The 20,058-nt window shown below is 69.4% G+C and carries 12 protein-coding genes; 7 read left to right on the forward strand and 5 right to left on the reverse strand.

Translation table 11 applies throughout. The annotated features are described in order from the left end of the window. Positions 1–123: 123 nt before the first annotated feature. The gene (locus LCHO_RS18855) at positions 124–1,140 is read left to right on the forward strand and encodes an SLAC1 anion channel family protein (RefSeq protein WP_012348789.1); all 1,017 of its coding nucleotides are present in this window, start codon (positions 124–126) and stop codon (positions 1,138–1,140) included. Positions 1,141–1,268: 128 nt separating this feature from the next. Continuing rightward, positions 1,269–3,059 (forward strand): type II secretion system protein GspD, encoded by a 1,791-nt coding sequence (locus LCHO_RS18860; protein WP_012348790.1) that lies wholly within the window; start codon positions 1,269–1,271, stop codon positions 3,057–3,059. A gap of 30 nt (positions 3,060–3,089) precedes the next feature. On the opposite strand, the gene LCHO_RS18865 is transcribed toward LCHO_RS18860, so the two are convergent. The 5 genes from LCHO_RS18865 to LCHO_RS22375 all read right to left on the reverse strand — a co-directional run bounded on the left by LCHO_RS18865 (position 3,090) and on the right by LCHO_RS22375 (position 12,845). Beyond that, positions 3,090–3,371, reverse strand: coding sequence for a hypothetical protein (locus tag LCHO_RS18865; protein ID WP_012348791.1), 282 nt, complete (start codon positions 3,369–3,371; stop codon positions 3,090–3,092). A gap of 63 nt (positions 3,372–3,434) precedes the next feature. Continuing rightward, on the reverse strand, positions 3,435–4,088 hold the full coding sequence (locus LCHO_RS18870) for an SCO family protein (protein WP_012348792.1): 654 nt from the start codon (positions 4,086–4,088) through the stop codon (positions 3,435–3,437). 53 nt (positions 4,089–4,141) lie between these two features. Then, positions 4,142–6,049, reverse strand: a complete 1,908-nt coding sequence (locus LCHO_RS18875) for a c-type cytochrome (RefSeq protein WP_012348793.1) — start codon at positions 6,047–6,049, stop codon at positions 4,142–4,144. After that, on the reverse strand, positions 6,046–6,828 hold the full coding sequence (locus tag LCHO_RS18880) for an FKBP-type peptidyl-prolyl cis-trans isomerase (RefSeq protein ID WP_012348794.1): 783 nt from the start codon (positions 6,826–6,828) through the stop codon (positions 6,046–6,048). Before LCHO_RS18880 ends, LCHO_RS18875 begins: the two co-directional genes overlap by 4 nt. Positions 6,829–6,923: 95 nt before the next feature. Next, positions 6,924–12,845: a fibronectin type III domain-containing protein gene (locus LCHO_RS22375; RefSeq protein WP_012348795.1), complete on the reverse strand. Its 5,922-nt coding sequence runs from the start codon at positions 12,843–12,845 to the stop codon at positions 6,924–6,926. Between the two features lie 670 nt (positions 12,846–13,515). Here LCHO_RS22375 and LCHO_RS24220 point away from each other — a divergent pair. The 5 genes from LCHO_RS24220 (at position 13,516) to LCHO_RS18915 (ending at position 20,058) form a co-directional block, all read left to right on the forward strand. Continuing rightward, positions 13,516–14,634 (forward strand): methyl-accepting chemotaxis protein, encoded by a 1,119-nt coding sequence (locus LCHO_RS24220; RefSeq protein WP_275935165.1) that lies wholly within the window; start codon positions 13,516–13,518, stop codon positions 14,632–14,634. Between the two features lie 8 nt (positions 14,635–14,642). Further along, entirely contained in the window at positions 14,643–15,011 is a 369-nt protein-coding gene (locus tag LCHO_RS18900; protein ID WP_043704492.1) for a response regulator, read from the forward strand. A 16-nt stretch (positions 15,012–15,027) separates the two neighbouring features. Then, the gene (locus tag LCHO_RS18905) at positions 15,028–15,360 is read left to right on the forward strand and encodes an STAS domain-containing protein (RefSeq protein ID WP_012348798.1); all 333 of its coding nucleotides are present in this window, start codon (positions 15,028–15,030) and stop codon (positions 15,358–15,360) included. A gap of 21 nt (positions 15,361–15,381) precedes the next feature. After that, entirely contained in the window at positions 15,382–17,580 is a 2,199-nt protein-coding gene (locus tag LCHO_RS18910; protein ID WP_012348799.1) for a chemotaxis protein CheA, read from the forward strand. Between the two features lie 159 nt (positions 17,581–17,739). Beyond that, positions 17,740–20,058, forward strand: coding sequence for a methyl-accepting chemotaxis protein (locus LCHO_RS18915; protein WP_012348800.1), 2,319 nt, complete (start codon positions 17,740–17,742; stop codon positions 20,056–20,058).

The following is a 20,058-nucleotide window of genomic DNA, read 5'->3' on the forward strand; positions in this document are numbered from 1 at the left end:
CTTGAACACCCCGGCGAACCGTCTTATTCCGGGCCGGCCGAAAAAAACTTCCGGCCCGGCCCCGGCCTCACATATTCGCCGTTGTTGATATTATGAAAAATTCACCCCCTTGACGTGGTCACCATGCCCTCCTCCGCCCTCAAGTTCCTGGCCCCGGCCTGGTTTTCGATCGTGATGGGCCTGTGCGGCCTGGCGCTGGCCTGGCGTCGTGCGGCCGACCTGATGGGCGAGATGGCGACCGGCTTCGCGATCGTCGCCGGCCTGCTCGCGCTGGCCGTCTTCGTGCTGCTGGCGGTGGCCAGCGCGCTGCGCATGGCGCGCCATCCCGAGGCCTGGGCCGAGGACCGCGCCCACCCGGTGCGGCACGCCTTCATGGCGGCGATGCCGGTTTCGCTGATCCTGCTAGCGACCGTGGCGGTGGCGCTGCTCGAGCCCGACCGGCAGGCCACGCCGGTGCTGTTCGTGCTGGTCGACGGCGCCTGGTGGCTCGGCAGCCTGGTGCAGTGGGGCGTGACGCTGTGGACGCTGTCGCGCTGGTGGCAGGGTAACAAGCCCGGCGGCCTGCAGTGGGCGGTGCTGACGCCGGCGCTGTTCATCCCGGTGGTCGGCAACGTGCTGGTGCCGCTGGCGGGCGTGCCGCTCGGCCACGCCGAATGGTCGGCGGCGCAGTTCGGCCTGGGCGTGATGTTCTGGCCGGTGGTGCTGGTGCTGCTGATGGTGCGCATCGCCACGCAGGGGCTGTGGCCCGACCGCATGCTGCCGGCCTCGCTGATCCTGGTGGCACCGCCGGCGGTGATCGGCCTGTCGGCGCTGCAGTTCGGTGCGCCGCAACTGGTCGGCTGGGCGCTGTGGGGCGCGGCGCTGTTCTGCCTGCTGTGGGTGGCGATGCTGATGCGCCGCATCATCGCGCAGCCGTTCAGCATGGCGCACTGGGGGCTGTCGTTCCCGCTGGCGGCGTTCACCGCGCTGACCCTGCGGCTGGCCGAACCCGGCCACCTGCTCGCCGTGCTGGGGCCGATCCTGCTGGCGCTGTGCTCGCTGGTGATCATGGGGCTGGCGCTCGCCACGGTGCGCGGCCTGCGCCAGGGCAGCCTGCTGGCGCCCGAGCCGGTGGCGTCGATCCAGCCGGTCGGCAACTGACCGCCCCGAAGCTGCCGATGCCCGACTGCGTGTGAAACTGCGCCGCTCGCGCATCGGCGGCCCCGGCGCAGGCCGTGCCCGCCCCCGCAGCATCGACAATCGGCGCCGTCGACTCCGGAGCCCCTGCATTGAGCCTGCCCACGCGCCCCTGGCCCTGCCGCATCCACCGCCACCGGCCCCGGCTGACGGTGCTTGCGGCCGCGCTGATGCTGGCCGGCGGTGCCTGCGCACAGGCCACGTCGGCGACTGAACACGCCGGGGCCGCGAGCGACACCGCGCCCGACGAGCGCCCCGCCGCGCCGGCACGGCTCGATGGCGCCCTGCTCGAGCGCCGCATCACGCTGCAGCTGCGCGACGTGCCGCTCGGCCTGGCACTCGATTCGCTGGCGGGCAGCACCGGGCTGCGGCTGATCCGCGATCGCGACGTGCGCACCGACGCACGCAGCACGCTGTTCCTGACCGATGCACGGGTCGGCGAGGCGCTCGAGGTGCTGCTGCTGTCGCAACAGCTCGCGATGCGCGCGCTCGACGGCCGCACCGCGCTGATCTACCCCAACACGCCCGCCAAGCAGCGCACCTACGGCGAACTGCAGGTGCGCACCTTCGTGCTGCGCCACACCGAGGCGGCGACGATGGCCACGCTGCTGAAGTCGCTGGTCAAGAGCCAGTCCATCGTGACCGACCCGCGCAGCAACACGCTGGTGCTGCGCGACACGCCCGAGGTGCTGCAGCTGGCCGAACAGCTGATCGCCATCAACGACCGGCCGAGCGGCGACGTCGTGATCGAGGTGCAGCTGATCGAGGTGAACCGCCAGCGCCTGTCCCGGCTCGGCCTGAGCTGGCCGACCAGCCTGAGCATCGCCACGCCCGCCAGCGCCACCACGCTGGGGGCCCTGCGCGCGCTCGGCGGCGACGCCTGGCTGGCCTCGCCGCTGGCGCTGGGCCTGAACCTGCAGCTGCAGGACATCGGCGCCACCGTCATCGCCAACCCCAGCGTGCGCGCCCGCCACAAGGAGAAGGCGCGCCTGCTGATCGGCGACAAGGTGCCGGTGATGACCACCCAGCTGGCATCCATGGGTGGCAGCGGTGCCAGCGCCGCGGCGCCGGCCACGACCGCCCCGGTGACGGCAGCGGAAGGTCAGGCGGGCCAGGCCGAACAGGCCGGTCAGGCCGGCGACGGCGGCACGGTGATGTTCAGCGGCTCGGTGCAGTACATCGACGTCGGCTTCAAGCTCGAGGTCGAGCCGCAGGTCCATGCCGACGGCGATGTCGACCTCGACATCGACATCGAGCTCAGCCAGATCACCCAGACGCTCGACACCGACTCGGGCGTCGCCTACCAGCTGGGCGTGCGCCAGGCGCAGACCTCGATGCGCCTGCGCGACGGCGAGACCCAATGGCTCGGCGGCCTGATCCGGCGCCAGGAGCGCGCCGCGATGAGCGGCCTGCCGGGCCTGTCGCAGCTGCCGGTGATCGGGCGGCTGTTCGGGCTCGAATCGCAGGACACGGCGGACACCGAGCTGGTGCTGGCGGTCACGCCGCGCATCGCCCGCCCGGTGCCGCCGCTGCCCGCCGGCGGCGCACTGGTCGATGCCGGCCTCGACGCCCAGGCGGGCGCCAGGCCGATCCGGATGCAGGCCCCGTCGGCCGGCGAAGCGGCGGCCGGCCCGCTGGTGCCGATCGTGATCACGGGCAACAACCGCGCGGCCGGCGGTGCGGGCTCACGCGCGGGAGCCGGTGGCGCCGGCGGCATGGGCAGCCTGCCCGACCCGGCCACGATCGAGCCGATGCGCTCGGACATGCCCGGCCTGCCGGCCGTGATGCCGCGGCCGATGCCCAACCGCAACCTGCGCCAGTCGGCGCCTGCAGCGGCCGACGTACCGGCCGAGGCGCCGGACGACGCCGCCGCGCCACGCTGATCCGGCACGGGCCATGCGGCCCGGCGCGGATCAGTTGATGCAGTCGAGCAAGGCCTTCTTGAGTTCCTCGCCGTTGAGGCCGCGGTCCAGCGTCTCCTTGCGGCAGGCGGCGAACTTGGCGCTGCGCTGCTGCATGTTGCGCGCGGTGACATGGCCGGCGGGCCTGGCCACGGGTGCCGAGGCACCGGCGGCGGCCGTGGCGGCCGGGGTCGCGGGCGCATCGGACACCGGTGCGGCGGCCTGCACGCTCATCACGGCGGCACAGCCGAGGGCGCAGACCAGGGAGGCAAGAATCGTTTGACGGGTCTTCATGGGGAGGCTTTCGTGGAAGGGCCGTGCCCACGTCGGGGCACGCGCCGGTTGGGGTAAAGAAACTCAGCGCGCCGCGACCATGCGGCGGTATTCGGCCAGCAGCTGCTCGGGGCTCGCGAAGCCGTCGAGCCGCACCCAGGGCTGGCCCGGCGCGGCACGCAGGAAGGTCAGCGGCAGGTGGTTCATCTTGTCGCCACGCCAGGCCGAGAAGGCCCGCTGCATCGCCACCGATTCGGCGTTGCTGCCGGTGTAGTGGGCCCATGCACCCGCGGCGGCGTAGCGCCTGGCGTAGCTGTTGAGCTTGCGCGGCGTGTCCTGCTCCGGGTCGATCGAGATCGACACCATGTTGACCTGCTCGCGCTGCGCGCCCAGCAGCTCGCGGGTCTGCATGAACACCTGGCTGGTGACCGGGCAGATCGTGTTGCACGAGGTGTAGACGAAGTTGAGCATCACCGGCCGGCCGTCGTCGAGCGCCTCGGCCGCGCTCAGGCGCTTGCCGTCGGCGCGTGTCAGGCTGACCGCGGGCATCGGATAGGCCGCGACGCTGCGCTTGATGCCCGGGGCGATCTCGGCCGCCTGGCCGTGGCAGACGTCATCGGCCGGCGCATTGCTGGCCATGCCGGCGGCACAGGCCAGCGCGGCGCTCAGGCCCAGGCACAGGGCGCGCAGGCTCGGCCGGCGGCGGGCTGCGGGTCGGGGTCGGATGGAGACGGACATGGAAAACTCCGGGCGGCCGATCGACCGCAAAGATGAAGGGATGCGGCACGGGCTCACGGCGTGATCCAGTCCGACAGGGCCTCGGCCTGCGGCGCCTGGCCGGGTGCGGCGGCCGGGCGGTAGCGCAGCACGTAGGCACCCCGCGAGGCGTGGCGCTGGCCGGGTGCCAGGCTCAGGCGCGGATAGACGGTGGTGCCCTCGCTGCGTGGCAGCTCGGAGGCCGGCTCGACGCTGTCGGCCGGCTGGGCGATCGGCCGCCGCCCCGGCAGCGGCCGGGTGGCGACGTTGCGTTCGACCAGCACGCCGCGCAGCCCGGCGCGCGGTCCGCGGTTGACGGCCACGGTCGACTGCTCGCGCGCCTCGTCCTCGGCCCGCGCGGTCTCGCGCAGCGTCAGCATCGACTCGGCGCGGTCGAGCAGGTAGTCGCGCTGCACGTTGTCGAGCATGTCGACCAGCACGTCGCTCAGGAAGGCCAGCGCGAAATAGACCTCCGACTGCAGCACCTCGTCGGCCAGCGGCAGGCGGGCGATCTGCAGCCACTGGCGGAAATAGCTCAGGCTGCCGCCGCGCCGATCCGGCAGCTGGTAGGGATAGACCACTTCGCTGGCCGCCAGCCAGGCCGGCGGCAGGTTGGGCGCCTGGCCCGCCAGCAGCTGGCCCGACCAGACCAGCGCGGCGCCGTCGTGACGGACCTGGCTGCGCTCCGGGCCGGACATCGCCGCCACCAGCGCCTCGACCTGCACCGGGCGCAGCCACAGCACGGCCGCGTCGCGGGCACCGAGCGCGCGCAGACGCTGCAGCAGGGCCGGTGCACGCGCGGCGTCGAAGGCCACGCGCTCGAACGTCATCGAGCCGCCGGCCATCGCGGCCTCGACGCTGTCGAGCACCGGCGCGTCGGCCGCATCACCCAGCACCTGCAGCACGCGCCGCGGTGCCTGAGCGCCGGCCTGCTGCCAGCGCTGCGCCAGCACGTCGGCCTCGAGCCACAGGCCACGCGAGAAATAGACCGAATAGTTGTCGGTCTCGGATTCGACCGGCGGCTGCGTCACGCTCGGAAACCAGCACGGCATCGCCTGCTGCTCGCAGAAGCGGTGCACCGGCGCCCAGCGGCTGGCGCCCAGGCCCGACACCAGCGCGAACACCGGCGCGCGCGCCTGGTGCGCCTGCAGCTGCGCGGCCCAGGTTTCTTCGGGGCCGTGCAGCTCCCAGACCTCGTGCTGCCAGTTGCGCGCGGTGCGCAGCAGCATCTCGGCCGCGCTCGACATCGCCCGCTGGCCGTGCACCACGCTGCCGTTCTTCTGCCGCACGGCGGCGGTCACGGTGTCGATGAAGAGCTGGCGGCGCGCCGGCTCGACATCGGGCGTGACGACGCTGGCCAGGCGGATCTGCTTGTCGGCCACGCCCGGCGCCACACCCGACGACAGCGGGCGCAGGTAGGCGAGCAGCGCCTTCATCGACGCGTCGTCGATCTGGAACCGCGGCATCAGCGGATCGAGCGCACGGCCGCTGACGTGCACGCCGGCGCGGATCGCCGCGGCCACGCTGTGCTCGTCATACGGTGCGTGATGCTGGTTGAAGGCCTTGACGCCGCGGATGTTCTGCTGGACCACGGCGCGACCGTCCTGGCCGAACAGGTAGCGGCCGGTGATCGGGCTGACGGCGATGTTGCCCTCCACCGCGCCGAGGCCGCTGCTGCGGTGGCAGTTGACACAGGCCACGGCCGCGCCGCTGGCCTGCAGGCCGCCGCCGCGCACGGCCACCAGCGGCTGGCCGTCGACGCCGAGGCCCTCGCGGTAGACGCGCCGGCCCAGCGCGATCAGCGCGGCATCGTCGGCGCTGTCCGCAGCCCGTGCGCTCGCGGGCGCGACCGGCGACGGCGCCCGGTCCTGCGACCAGGCCGGTGCCGTCACCCCGATCCAGCCCAGCAGGCCGATCGCCGCGCTGACCAGCAGCTTCTTCATGAGCGCTTGATGTCGAGCAGTTCGACCTGGAACACCAGCGTCTCGTTGGGGCCGATGGTGCCCGGCACGCCGCGTTCGCCATAGGCGAGCGGATGCGGGATCACGATCTCCCATGTGGCGCCCTGCGGCATGCGCTTGAGCGCCTCGCGCCAGCCCATGATGCCCTGCACCAGGCGCAGCGTGGCCGGCTGGTCGGCGTGGGTGGCGTCGAACTCGGTGCCGTCGGTGAGGGCGCCGCGGTAGTTGACGACCACGTGATCGAGCTCGGTCGGCGTGGGGCCGGTGCCGGGCTTGATCTCGCGGTAGAGGATGCCGTTGCCGAGCGCCTTCACGCCGGGTTTCTGCTTGTATTCGGCCTGGAAGGCCAGGCCGCGCTTGTTGTTGACGTCGGCGGCTTCGCGCTTGTTGAGCTTGTCCATGCGGCGCAGCTCGACCTGCAGCGCGTTCATCGCGGTGCGGATTTCCTTGTCGTTCATGGCCAGCGACTTGTTGCCGGCCAGCGCGTCGCGCATGCCGCGGATCACGGCCTCGACGTCGATCTCGATCTTGTTCTTGGCAAAGTTGCGCACCGTCACCACGCCGGTGGCGTAGCTGATCTGCTCGTTGTTCACCTGGACCGAACTGGGGCTGCCGGGACGGCTGGTCTGCGCGGCAGCGGCCGGGCCGGCCGGCACCGCCGCTTCGGACGGCGCCAGCAGCTGGGCGTGTGCGCTGCCCGCCAACACGGCCAGCATGCAGGCGGTGCTCAGGAAACGGAACGGATTGCGGGTATGGATCATGATGTCTGCTGAAGTTGGATCGGTTGCCGGAGGCCGGGGGGCCGGCCCGCTCCTCGCGGAGACGGGCCGGCCCTGGCATCAGCCCGTTCTGTCGATCAGGGCAGCGTCGTGGCGGTCACGATGTTGCTGACCCCGCTGTTGCCCGAGGCACCCACCGCGACCACCCGGAAGCTGTAGGTCGTGGCAGCGGCCAGGCGGTTGTTGCCGTTGGCGGAGATGCGGCTGACCGTCAGCGTGCGGGCACCGGTGCCCGTCTGCTGCGTGGCGCTCGCGGTGGACGTGGCCGCCAGCACCCAGGTCGATGCATCGGTGCAGGTGCCGAGGCAGGCTTCGACGCGGTAGCTGGTCTCGTTGTTGGCGTTGTCCACCCAGCCCAGCGTGACCGAGCGTTGCGCGGTGGCGTTGACCGCCAGGGCGCTCGGCGCGGTCGGCACCGGCGGTGCCACCACCGTGTAGCTCACTTCCACCGGCGTGGCCGTGGTCGTGACGCCACCCGAGGTACGCACCGCGGTGACGCGGAACTGGTAGGTCGTGCCCGTCGTCAGGCCGGTGGCGGTGTAGCCGGTGGCGTTGGCGGCGGTGGTGCTCAACACGGTCCAGTTGACGCCGTCGGTGCTGCGCTCGACGCGGTAGCCGGTCTCCAGCGGGCCGCCGTCGGTCCAGCTCAGGCGGGCCGAGGTGGCGCTGACAGCCGCCACAGCCAGGTTGGCCGCCGGTGCCACGGCAACGGTGATCGTGACGTCGGCCGGAGCCGAGCTACCCGAGGCGTTGCGTGCAATGACGCGGAACACATACGTGTTGCCGGCCGCGACCGTCGGTTGCGAGCTGAGCACGCCACCGCTGGCTGCGCCCTGCGCCGCGCTGCGGTTCACGGTGCCGATCTGCGTGAAGGCGCCGCCGTTGACCGACTGCTGGATCAGGAAGCTGGTCTCGTTGGTGGACGCATCCACCCAGCTCAGCCGAACCCGGGTCGACGACTGCAGCACCGCCGTCAGCGTGGTGGGCGCAGCCGGGCCGGTGGCCGTCACCGTCACGCTGTTGGCCCAGTCGCTGTTGGCCGAGGCACCCCCCGCGCCGATCGCACGCACGCGGTAGGTCCAGGTGCCCGCGGCTGCGGTCACGCTGGTCGAAACCGGCGTCGCGCTGTCGGTGGCCTGTGCCGCCGTTCGCGTCACCGTGGCCACCGTGGCGTAGGCGCCGCCGTTGAGCGAGCCTTCGACCACGAAGCTGGTCTCGTCGGTCGCGTTGTCCAGCCAGTTCAGCGTCACCGCTGCGCCGGCCACCGACACGGTCTGAGCCGTCGGCGCGTTGGGGGCGATCATCACCGGCACCGAGGCCGAGGTGGCATAGGTCGAGCTGCCCCAGGTGTTGGACGCAGCGACACGGAACACGTAGGTGTTGCCGTTGACCACCGCCACGTTGGTGGTGACCGCACCGCCGCTGGCGCCGGCCGACGGCGTGGCCAGCGTGCTGACCGCGGCGAAGGCGCCGCCATTGACCGACGCCTCGATCACGAACTGGCTTTCATCGGTCGAGCCGTCGATCCAGTTCAGTGCGACCTGGGTCTTCGAGTTGACGATGGCCGTCAGCGTGTTCGGCGCAGCCGGCGGGCCCATCACCGTGACGGTGTTGGAGTTGACGTAGGCCGAGGCCGCACCGCTGGCGTTCACGGCAGCCACACGGTAGGTGTAGGTGCTGCCGACCGCGGCACCTGCGTTGTCGAACGTGACGGTGATGCCGGTGGCCGTGACGTTGGCGGCGCTGCTGCCCACCGTGGTCAGTGCCGCGAAGGCGCCGCCGTTGACCGACACCTCGACGGCGAAGCCGGCTTCGTCGGTCGACTGGTCGAGCCACTGCAGCCGCACGCTGTCGGCGCTCAGCTGGGTCGCCTGCACGGCGGCCGGCACGACCGGGGCACCGGTCGGCGTGGTGATGTCGGCGATGCCCGAGGCCGCTTCACCGTTGGCACCCACCGCCACCACCTGGTAGCGGTAGCTGGTGCCCGGCTGGGCGGTGTTGTCGAGGTAGCTGCCGCCGTTGGCCAGTGCGGTGCCGATCGGCGTGAAGACCGTGCCGGCTGCGCCGGTGGCCCGCAGGACGCGGAACTGGTACTCGGTGGCGGAGGTGTCGCTCCAGCCCAGCAGCACGCCCGAACCCGAGCCGTTGGCCGATGCGGTCAGCGCGCCCGGCGCGGTCGGAACGGCTTCGTTGGCGTCGAACACGATCGGACGCATGAAGTCGTTTTCCTCGTGGCCGAGGATGTGGCAGTGCCACACGTATTCCCAGCCGTAGTTCATGACTTCGTTGACCACCGACAGCGGCGTGCCGGTGTTCGGGTCGATCTGCGTGAAGCCGTACGGCGAGCCGATCGGCTGCGACGGGTCCATCGGCCGGATGCTGTTGGGCACGCCGAAGCCCGGCAGCGGCGGACGCTTGGCGCGCACCGCCACGATCACGTCCTCGAGCGGGTTCATGCGGATGGTTTCCTTCCAGCCCAGCTCGTTCGGAGCCGGCGGGTCGATCCAGCCGTCCCAGCCCACGCGGTTGATCAGCTGCACGTTGAGCAGGTGGAAGTGCACCGGGTGGGTGTCCACGCCGTTGTGCGTGATCTTCCAGATCTGCGTCTCGCCGTCGGCAAAACGCTCGGTCGGGGCGTCGATCATCGCCAGCGGGATGGTGGTCTGCGTCAGCGCGCTGGTGAACGGGATTTCCACCGCCAGGATGGCGTTCATGCGGCCGAAGGTCGGCTCGAACAGCTCGTGGATCGCCTTGGTCTTGACCAGGTTGGAGCCGGTCGCGGTGCCGCCGTTGAGCGTGTCGACCTGGGCCGCCGCACCCGAACCGCCGCCGCCGCTGAAGGCAATGGTGGTGTTGGCGGTGTAGTTGACGCCGTGGTTGACCATCGTCACGTCGAACAGGCTGCCGGAGGCGCTGGCGATCGCCGCGCGGCCACCGGCCGGAGCCACGCCGCCGTTGAAGTTGATCAGCACCTGGCTCATGTCGGTGTAGCCACCGCCGCCGGCTGCGCCGAGCGAGGCGATGCTGCCGTCGGCGTTGTAGACGATCGGGTTCATCGGGTCGAGCGACAGCAGCTTGACGTCGGAGATCTTGCCGGTGGCCGTGGCACGTGCCGTGGTGGTGGCACCACCGCCCTGGAAGCTCACGGTCGGTGCGCCCACATAGCCCGAACCCGGGTTGTCGAGGGTCACGCCGGTGACGCGGCCGTTGGTGACGATGGCCGTGCCGCTGGCCTGCACGCCGCCGGTGGGCGGCACCGAGAAGCGCACCGCCGGAGCCGAGGTGTAACCGGCGCCGCCGTTGGTGATGGTGATCTTGTCGATCGCCAGACGCGCTTCGGCCACGGCGCCGGAGCCGCCGCCGGACTGGGCGACGATGCTCACGATCGGTGCCGACACGTAACCCGCACCCGGATCGGTGACGGTGATGGCGCTCATCTTCAGCGTCGCCTGGGCCTTGGCACCGACCTCGTTGCCGACCGTGCTGTCGGCGAAGGTGACGGTCGGTGCGCTCACGTAGCCCGAGCCGATCTGCGTGACCTTGACGCTGTTGAACCCGCCGCCGTTGGGCGTGCCGGGGGTGTACTTGAACAGCGGCTGCTTGAGCGAGCCGGCGTAGATGTCGGCGTAGGCGCCGCTGTCGGTCCAGCTGGTGCCGAAGGCGGTGTTGTATTCCTTCTGGCCGACCACCGGGGTTTCCTGCGACAGCGCGTAGGCCTTGGGGATCTCGGCCTTCAGCGCGGCCACGTCGAGCGCGGGCGCCGGGGCGGCCGCACGCACCTTGATGCGCATGAAGGTGCGGGTGTTCGGGCCGTAGCCGGGCTTGGTGTTCTCGGCACCGCCCTCGGTCGACTGGTCACCCACGTTGGTGAAGTAGTCGTTGCGCGGGTCGCCGGCCGGCATCGGGGCCGGCGAATCGCTGTAGACGATCAGGGTCTTGCCCGCGTATTGCGAGAAGTCGACCACCACGTCGGCGCGTTCGGCATTGCCCAGCAGCAGCGCCGGGGTCTGCACATTGAGCACCGTGATGCGACCGCGGTCGTAGTTGTAGTTGACCGGCACCGGGTCGATCACCGCCACCTGCGGCAGCAGGCCGCCTTCACTGCCGATCTGGTAGAGCGTCGGGCCCTGCGAGGCCGGCGACGGCACGCCACCGGCGCGGCCATCGGTCGGCCAGGTGGCGGGCGTGCAGATGCTGCCGTCGGGCTGCACCGCACGCGTCTGGTCGCCGCTGCAGAGGTCGGCAGGAATGACCGCGTCGACCATCTTCACTTCGGTCAGGCGCACGTCGCCGGTGACCGGGTCGGTGAACGGCTGGGCGTCGTCGGCGACGAACAGGTTGAAGCTCATCGAACGGTCGTTCGAGGCGTTCAGGATCTGGAAACGGTAGGTCTTCGGATCGACGTCGAGCGTCGGGTAGGCCACGCCGTTGACCATCGCGGTGTCCATCCACGCTTCGGGCGTGACGGTGACGTCGCCGTATTCGCCCGAGGGCAGGTCGTACAGCGCCGGGAACACCGGCCAGAACCACGGGCCCCAGTGCCAGCGACCGACGGCATTGAAGCCGTTGAGCTGGTTCGGATCCTGGACCGTTTCATAGACGTGCGGGAACCACGAGTCGCTCTCGGCGCCCCAGGCGCTGGTGTTCCAGCGCGCGTCCTGCAGCGCGACGTCGGCCGGCACGAAGGTGCGGTCCTGCATCACCAGCGGAATGGTGTCGGCCGCCGGCGGCAGCACCGCCTGGAAGGTGGCGCTCTTGCCGTTGACGGTGGCCGAGCCGCCGCTGATCAGCGCGTCCTGCACCGCATCGCCCAGCAGGTAGGCCGAGGCCATGCCGGCGTAGACGTTCAGGCGCGTCATGCCGATCGAGTGATCGTGGTACCACAGCATGCGGCCCGACTGGCCGTTCGGGAAGTAGTACGTCATCGCACCCGGGCCCGGATCGGGCATGTCGGGCACGTTGATCGCGCCCGGACCGCGCAGGAAGCTGGGCAGGAACTCGGGATCGATGCTCTGCGCGGCCAGACCGCGGCCGTTGGCGGCGTTGGCCTCTTCGGCCGGGGCGATCCACTGGTGCGGCGTGCCGTCGCTGATCCACGGCGTGTCGCCGCCGTGCAGGTGGATGTTGGCGCGGTTCTGGGTGTATTCGGTGAAGCCGTCCGGGCCGAGGCCGGAGCCGGCAATCGACTTGTCCAGCGGCAGGAAGATGTCGCCGTTGCGGGCAGTCACCACCGGCTTGCCGTCGGCGTCGGGCGCGCCGAGTTCGGCACGGCCGAAGGGCAGCAGGTTGATGAACTTCAAGCGCGTCGGCACGCCCTGGCGGGCCTGGATGACCGGGCCGAGGAAGTGCGGATCGTCGACCGCACGCGCCTGCACCATCTTGCGGCTGCCGTCGGTGTTGAAGACCAGGAAACCGCGCGCGTCGGTCTCCTGCACCAGGATCGGCGTGACGCCGTCCGGGTAGAACAGCGGCACCTGCTTGCCCGGCACCGCCGCGGTCGACAGCTGGACGTAGCCGCGGATGGTGGTCGGGTTCTTCAGGTCGGAGTGCAGCTTCTGCTTGTATTCGATGACCGCCACTTCGAAGTAGTCGTCACCGGTGGGCTGGCCGGTCTGCGGGTTGATCCACTTGGTGGGCGCGGCCACCGGCAGATAACGCACGGTGCCGTCGGCCATCGTCTGCGGCTGGCCGGGCAGCGGCAGCGGATCGACGAACTTGCGCAGCGCGCGGCCGGTGTCGACCGCGCTGGCGCCCATCAGCTTGCCGGCACCGAACAGGCGGGCCGCTTCGTCGGCCGCCGTCGGGTTGGCGCTCTCGCGGTCGCCACGCGGGCTGTGCGCAAAATGGGAACGGATGTTCGAGACCGGATTGCCGGAGAAATCCTGGCTTTCGCCAAAGCCGACGCCGGCCTGGGCGGTCAAGCCGGTGCCGAGCAGGACCGCCAGGACACTGGTGGCCGCCGCGATCGGCGTGCGGATGAATCGGGTGCTTTTTCGCATGTGAGCCTCTGATTGGGTGCAGTAATCTGTATCGCTCGGGCGCCCGTGACACCGTGGTTGCCGCCGCGGCAGGCAAAAGCCTGCCCCCACTGCATCACGGCAGCGTTTGACACGGTATTACGGGAAGCTTCTCGCCGAGAAATCCGGTGAGCGTGCAGCGATATTAAGTTCGGCTAACGAGGGTGTACAGCCCCGCCCGGGGTGGTATCGCCGACACCTTTTGTGGCGAATTCGAACGGCTGCTCAGAAAGCCCTAAGAATTGCAGTGTAGGGAATTGGAAATAGCGATCCGAATCCCTCGGCCAGAGTCGTGACCAGCACCACAGCTTATCTGCAGTTAATCATATCAAAAGGTTTTCCGGGCGTTTCGACGGTGCTGCGCCGCCTGTTCGGGGCGGCCCGCCCTGCACTCGCCCGGGTCGACCCGTCGATTCGACATTTTCAGTTCAGGCAAACTGAATCAGGCTAGCGTGGAAGATGTCACACACTTTCCCGGGGGGCACCGTCGTCCGCGGGGTGGGCGCCGTGCCGTGCCGATGGCGTCGATGCAACCGATTGCGCCGAAAGACGGCTCTTTTCTTCAGATCGGGCCGCAGCGCCGGCGGGATGATCTCCTCAACAAATAGGAGAACTCCCTGTGAACAGTGCGGATCGCCCTCGGGCCCTGCTGTTGCCTCCGGTCGGCCTGGCGCTGGCCGGCGCGGTGACCACCCTCGTCACGACCGGATCCAGCTGGGTCGGCATCGTCCTGGCGCTGGCCCAGGTCGCGGCCGGCATCGGCATCGGCCTGTGGCAGTCGGCGCGACACGCGCGGATGCTGGCGGCGATCTCGGCCCACCTCGCCAGCGAGCAGGCCTTCAGCGCCGAGGTGGCACCGATCTGGAGCGGCCACATCGAAGCCTCGCGCGAGCAGATGGAAGTGGCGATCTCGGCCCTGACGCGGCGCTTCTCGGGCATCGTCGCCAAGCTCGCGACCGCGGTCGAGGCCGCCGGCATGAGCCATGCGACGGTGCAGGACAGCGACAACGGCCTGGGCGCCGTGTTCGCCCGCAGCCAGCACGAGCTCGGTGTCGTGATCGAGGCGCAGAAGGCCGCCACCACCAGCATGCTCACCATGCTCGAGAAGGTGCAGGGCCTGCGCCGCTTCGTCACCGACCTGCAGGGCATGGCCGCCGATGTCGCCAAGATCGCCCAGCAGAGCAACCTGCTGGCGCTCAACGCCGCCATCGAGGCGGCCCGTTTCGGCGAGCAGGGGCGCGGTTTCGCGGTGGTCGCCAAGGAGTTCCGGCTGCTGTCGACGATGTCCGGTGAAACCGGCCGCAGCATCGACGAGAAAGTCGGCGTGATCCACGCCGGAATACTCGACGCGTGTGCCGTGGTGCGCGAACAGGTCGACCAGGAAGAGCAATCCCTTGTCACAACGCAAACCTCGGTCGGCCGGGTGCTCACGGAATTCAAGGAAATCACCGATACCCTTTTGCAGTCCAGCACGCTGCTCAAGGACGAAAGCACGGGAATCAAGTCGGAAATCGGCGATGCACTGATCCAGCTGCAATTCCAGGATCGGGTGAGCCAGATCATGAATCATGTCAAGGACAACATCGAGCGCCTGCCCGGGTATTTCCAGGAGCATCAGCAACAGTATGCGCAAAGCGGCGAACTGCTGCCGATCGATGCCCAGATGCTGCTCACCGAATTGAAGAACACCTACGCCATGAAGGATCAGCACGTGATCCACCAGGGCGAAAAAGCGGTGCAGAGCACCGAGACCGAAATCACCTTCTTCTAGAGAACGCCGTGGCCAAGACCATTCTGATCGTTGACGATTCGGCCTCCATGCGCGAGGTCGTGGGGATCGCACTCAAGAGCGCCGGCTACCTGGTGCTGGAGGGCCGCGACGGCAAGGACGCACTCGCCAAGATGACCGGGCAGAAGATTCACCTGATCATCAGCGACGTCAACATGCCCAACATGGACGGCATCAGTTTCGTGAAGGCCGTCAAGCAGATGCCGAACTACAAGTTCACGCCCATCATCATGCTGACGACCGAGTCGGAAGAATCCAAGAAGCGCCAGGGTCAGGAAGCCGGCGCGCGGGCCTGGGTGGTCAAGCCGTTCAAGCCGGATCACCTGCTGGTGGCGGTGCAGAAACTCTGCCTGCCATGACGCGCCGGAGCCTGACATGGATACCGATCCGAAAACCGGTGATGCGCCGCGCACGCTGCGCATCCAGGGCGAACTGAGCATATTCCGGGCGACCGAGCTGAAACAGGCGCTGCTGGCCGAGCCGGCAGCCACTGAAATCGATCTGTCGGGCGTGACCGACATCGACACCGCCGGCCTGCAACTGCTGATGCTGGCCAAGAAACACGCCCGGCGCAGCGGTCGCGAGGTGCGCCTGGTGGGCCACAGCCCGGCCGTGATCGAACTCTTCGAGCTGCTGCACATCGCCGGCCATTTCGGCGACCCGATGGTGATCGATGCCCCGGCACGCGACGCCCCCCATCGCAACTGAGGCCGCTGCGGCGAATCTGCCATGAACATCGACCAGGCACTCCAGACCTTCATTTCCGAGAGCCGGGAACTGTTGGGCGAGATGGAGCAGGCCCTGCTCGGGCTTGAAGAGGCCGAGCAGAAAGACGAGCTGGTGAACGCGATCTTTCGCGCCGCGCACACCATCAAGGGCTCGGCCGGGCTGTTCAGCCTGGACGCGATCGTCGAATTCACCCACGTGGTCGAAAGCGTGCTCGACAAGGTTCGCGCCGGCCGGATCGCGATCGGCGACGCGCTGGTGGTGCTGCTGCTGGCCTGCCGCGACCACATCTGCGCGCTGATCGACACGGTCGAGACGAACCAGGGCGACTTCGAGGCGGCGCTGCTGGCCCAGGGCGAGCCGCTGCTGGGGCAACTGCGCGGCCATCTCGGCGTGCGGGCCGACCCGCCAGCCGCCGCCGACACCGGCGCCCGCACCCTGATCGCCGACGCCACCCGGCCGGGCAACGGCGTGGTCGAGCGCATCGACCGCGACAGCGCCACCACCGACTGCTGGCACATCTCGCTGCGCTTCGGCCCCGACGTGCTGAGGAACGGCCTCGACCCGCTGTCGTTCATCCGCTACCTGCAGACGCTGGGCCGCATCGCCGGCGCGGCGATCCACACCGAGGCGCTGCCCGAGGCCGGGCAGATGGATCCGGAGCGCTGCTATCTGGGCTTCGAGCTGGCACTGCGCACCGATGCCGACAAGACGACGATCGAGAACGTGTTCGAGTTCGTGCGCGACGAGTGCGAGCTGCGCATCCTGCCGCCGCACAGCCGCATCGGCGACTACATCCGCCTGATCGAGCAGCAGGGCGAAGCCGCCCGCCTGGGCGAGATGCTGCTGCGCTGCGGCACCCTGACCGCGCAGGAGCTCGACCACGCCATCAACGACCAGGCCGCGCACCCCGACAAGCTGATCGGCGCCATCCTGGTCGACGACGGCGTGGTGCAGCCCGAGGTGGTGGAGGCCGCGCTGGTCAGGCAGAAGCAGGTGCGCGACAGCGGCGCGCACGAGAGCCGCTCGATCCGCATCGACGCCGACAAGCTCGACCAGCTCATCAACCTGGTCGGCGAACTCATCATCGCCGGCGCCAACGTCAACCAGATCGCCCAGCGGGCGCAGTTTGCCGACCTGCAGGAAAGCACCTCGAAGCTGTCGACGCTGGTGCAGGAGGTGCGCGACAGCGCGCTGCAACTGCGCATGGTGCGCATCGGCGCCACCTTCAGCCGCTTCCAGCGTGTGGTGCACGACGTCTCGCGCGAGCTCGGCAAGGACATCGCGCTGGTCATCCAGGGCGAGGACACCGAGCTCGACAAGACCGTGGTCGAGAAGATCAGCGACCCGCTGATGCACCTGGTGCGCAACGCGATGGACCACGGCATCGAATCGGCGGCGCTGCGGCTCGAACGCGGCAAGCCGGCGCAGGGCCGGCTCGAACTCAACGCCTTCCACGACTCGGGCAGCATCGTCATCACCGTGCGCGACGACGGCGGCGGCCTCAGGCGCGAGCGCATCCTGGCCAAGGCGATCGAGCGCGGCCTGGTCGAAGCCGGCCACACGCTCAGCGACAGCGAGGTCTACGGGCTGATCTTCGAGCCGGGCTTCTCGACCGCCGAGCAGGTCACCAACCTGTCGGGGCGCGGTGTCGGGCTGGACGTGGTCAAGCGCAACATCACGGCGCTGCGCGGTTCGGTCGAGATCGCCAGCACCGAGGGCACGGGCACCACCGTGACGGTGCGCCTGCCGCTGACGCTGGCCATCATCGACGGCTTCCTGGTCGGCGCCGGCAAGTCGGTCTACGCGATCCCGCTCGACATGATCGAGGAGTGCATCGCCTACAGCGCCGAGCCCGGCCACGACTACACCAACCTGCGCGGCCAGGTGCTGCCCTTCATCCGCCTGCGCGAGATCTTCGCGCTGAACGCGCCGCCGCCGCGCAGCCAGAACATCGTCGTGCTCAAGCACGGCAAGCAGCGCGCCGGCCTGGTGGTCGACCGCCTGATGGGCGAGTTCCAGACCGTCATCAAGCCGCTCGAGGCGATGTTCGGCCACGTCAAGTGCATCAGCGGCTCGACCATCCTCGGCAGTGGCGAGGTCGCCCTGATCCTCGACGTGCCGGCCCTCATCAACCGTTGCATCAACCACGACAAGAGAAGCCTGGCGCAGGGCCAGGGGCTCGAATCGATCTCCCCATGAACACGCCAGCCAAGCCGTCGCGGGCGGCCTTCCCGCCGGGCACACACCGCATCTGGGGCCGCGAACACGCGCCGCCGCCAGGGCGTGCACGCCGGCACGGCCGGCCGCTCATCCGGGTCTGACCTTCATCTCTCCACACTCTCGATCGGGAGTACCGACATGTTCAAGAATCTGAAAATCGGCCTGCGCCTCGGCACAGGCTTCGCGGTGGCGCTGCTGCTGCTGATCACGGTGGCCGGCATCGGCCTGAGCCGCGTCGGCGACCTGCAGACCGACATCGCCGGCCTGGTGCAGGACAAGAACGTCAAGGCGCGGCTCGCCAACGACGTGATCAACCAGATCAACCAGGTCGCGCGCTCGCACCGCAACATGCTGATCCTCAAGAGCGACGAGGCCACGCGCATCGAGCTGGACAAGATCGTCGCGGCACGCAAGAACGTCAGCACCAACTTCGAGTCGCTCGACAAGTTCAGCTACGGCGACAAGGGCAAGCTGGCCTACGACGCCACCAAGACGACGCGCAAGCCCTTCGTCGACGCATCGCTGAAGCTCGAGGAGCTGATCAAGACCCGCCAGTGGGACGAGTCCGTCAGGTACTTCAACGCCGACTACCGGCCGGTCTTCACCACCTATGTCGTCGCGGTGACGGCCTTCATCGACTACCAGACCGAGCTGTCCGAGCAGGTCGGTGCCGACGCCGAGGCGCTCGCCGCGTCGACGCGCACGCTGCTGATCGTGCTGGCCGGCGCGGGCGTGCTGATCGGCATCACCATGGCCTTCCTGATCACCCGCTCGATCACCGGCCCGGTCAACCAGGTGGTCGATGCGGCTCGCAAGATGGCCAAGGGCAACTTCGACTTCGACCTCAAGTCCGACGCCAAGGACGAGGTCGGCGAGGTGGTGCGTGCGGTCGAATCGGTGCAGAGCGCGATCCACCGGATGGTGATCGACGCCGGCGTGCTGAGCAAGGCGGCGGTGGAGGGCAAGCTCGCCACCCGCGCCGACGCCAGCCGGCACGAAGGCGACTACCAGCGCGTGGTCAAGGGCGTCAACGACACGCTCGACGCCGTGATCGGCCCGCTCAACGTGGCCGCCGACTATGTCGAGAAGATCTCGCTGGGCAACGCCCCGGCGCCGATCACCGACACCTACCACGGCGACTTCAACACCATCAAGAACAACCTCAACGCCTGCATCGACGCGACCAACCAGCAGGCCGCGGCCGCCAAGGCGATCTCGTTGGGCGACCTGACGGCCGTCGTCAAGGTCCGCTCGGAAGGCGACGTGATGGCCAGGAGCCTGATCGACGTCATCAAGGCCATCAACGCGCTGGTGGCCGATGCCAACACGCTGTCGACCGCCACGGTGGAAGGCCGGCTCGACGTGCGGGTCGATGCCGCCCGGCAGCAGGGCGACTACCGCAAGGTGCTCGAAGGCCTGAACGCGGTGATGGTGGCGGTCAACACGCCGGTGCAGGAGCTGCGCGAGGTGCTCGGCGGCATGCAGGAAGGCGAGCTGACGGTGGCCATGAAGAAGAGCTACGACGGCACCTGGGACGAGCTCAAGACCGCCGTCAACAGCACGATCCGGAAGCTGTCGCAGGTAGTGGCCGACGTCAACTCGGGTGCGCAGGCGCTGGCCAGCGCCTCCGAACAGGTCAGCGCCACGGCGCAGTCGCTGTCGCAGGCGGCCAGCGAGCAGGCCGCGGGCGTCGAGGAGACCAGCGCCTCGATCGAGCAGATGACCAGCTCGATCGCGCAGAACACCGAAAACGCCAAGGTCACCGAAGGCATGGCCGGCAAGGCGGCGCAGGACGCGGCCGACGGCGGCGCCTCGGTCGACGCCACCGTGGCGGCGATGAAGCAGATCGCCAAGAAGATCGGAATCATCGACGACATCGCGGCGCAGACCAACCTGCTGGCGCTCAATGCGGCGATCGAGGCCGCGCGCGCCGGCGAACACGGCAAGGGCTTCGCGGTGGTGGCCGCCGAGGTGCGCAAGCTGGCCGAACGCAGCCAGGTGGCGGCCCAGGAGATCGGCGAGGTGGCGACCAGCAGCGTCGACCTGGCCGAGAAGGCCGGCAAGCTGCTCGAGCAGATGGTGCCGACGATCCGCAAGACCTCCGACCTGGTGCAGGAGATCGCGGCGGCGTCGACCGAACAGGCCTCGGGTGTCGGCCAGATCAACTCGGCGGTCAGCCAGCTCAACCAGACCACGCAGCAGAACGCGTCGAGCTCGGAAGAACTCGCCGCCACCGCCGAGGAGATGAGCGGCCAGGCCGAACAGCTGCAGCAGACCATGGCCTTCTTCAAGCTCGAATCCGGCACACCGAACCGCAGCGCCTTCGCCGGCGTGCGCAAGCCGGCCGCAGCGGACAAGCCCGCTGGCGGCAAGAACGGCATGCTCAAGCTGGCCGGCAACAGGGTGATGGCACCGGCCGGCGCGGCGATCGACGAATCGCAGTTCATCAAGTTCTGA

It is taken from the genome of Leptothrix cholodnii SP-6, from assembly GCF_000019785.1.
Taxonomy (GTDB): domain Bacteria; phylum Pseudomonadota; class Gammaproteobacteria; order Burkholderiales; family Burkholderiaceae_C; genus Sphaerotilus; species Sphaerotilus cholodnii.

What these genes read in the sequence shown, in the direction of transcription:
- LCHO_RS18855 (WP_012348789.1), top strand. Translation starts at nt 124, where the DNA reads ATGCCCTCCTCCGCCCTCAAGTTCCTGGCCCCGGCCTGGTTTTCGATC.
- LCHO_RS18865 (WP_012348791.1), bottom strand. Translation starts at nt 3,371, where the DNA reads ATGAAGACCCGTCAAACGATTCTTGCCTCCCTGGTCTGCGCCCTCGGC.
- LCHO_RS18870 (WP_012348792.1), bottom strand. Translation starts at nt 4,088, where the DNA reads ATGTCCGTCTCCATCCGACCCCGACCCGCAGCCCGCCGCCGGCCGAGC.
- LCHO_RS18875 (WP_012348793.1), bottom strand. Translation starts at nt 6,049, where the DNA reads ATGAAGAAGCTGCTGGTCAGCGCGGCGATCGGCCTGCTGGGCTGGATC.
- LCHO_RS18880 (WP_012348794.1), bottom strand. Translation starts at nt 6,828, where the DNA reads ATGATCCATACCCGCAATCCGTTCCGTTTCCTGAGCACCGCCTGCATG.
- LCHO_RS22375 (WP_012348795.1), bottom strand. Translation starts at nt 12,845, where the DNA reads ATGCGAAAAAGCACCCGATTCATCCGCACGCCGATCGCGGCGGCCACC.
- LCHO_RS18905 (WP_012348798.1), top strand. Translation starts at nt 15,028, where the DNA reads ATGGATACCGATCCGAAAACCGGTGATGCGCCGCGCACGCTGCGCATC.
- LCHO_RS18910 (WP_012348799.1), top strand. Translation starts at nt 15,382, where the DNA reads ATGAACATCGACCAGGCACTCCAGACCTTCATTTCCGAGAGCCGGGAA.
- LCHO_RS18915 (WP_012348800.1), top strand. Translation starts at nt 17,740, where the DNA reads ATGTTCAAGAATCTGAAAATCGGCCTGCGCCTCGGCACAGGCTTCGCG.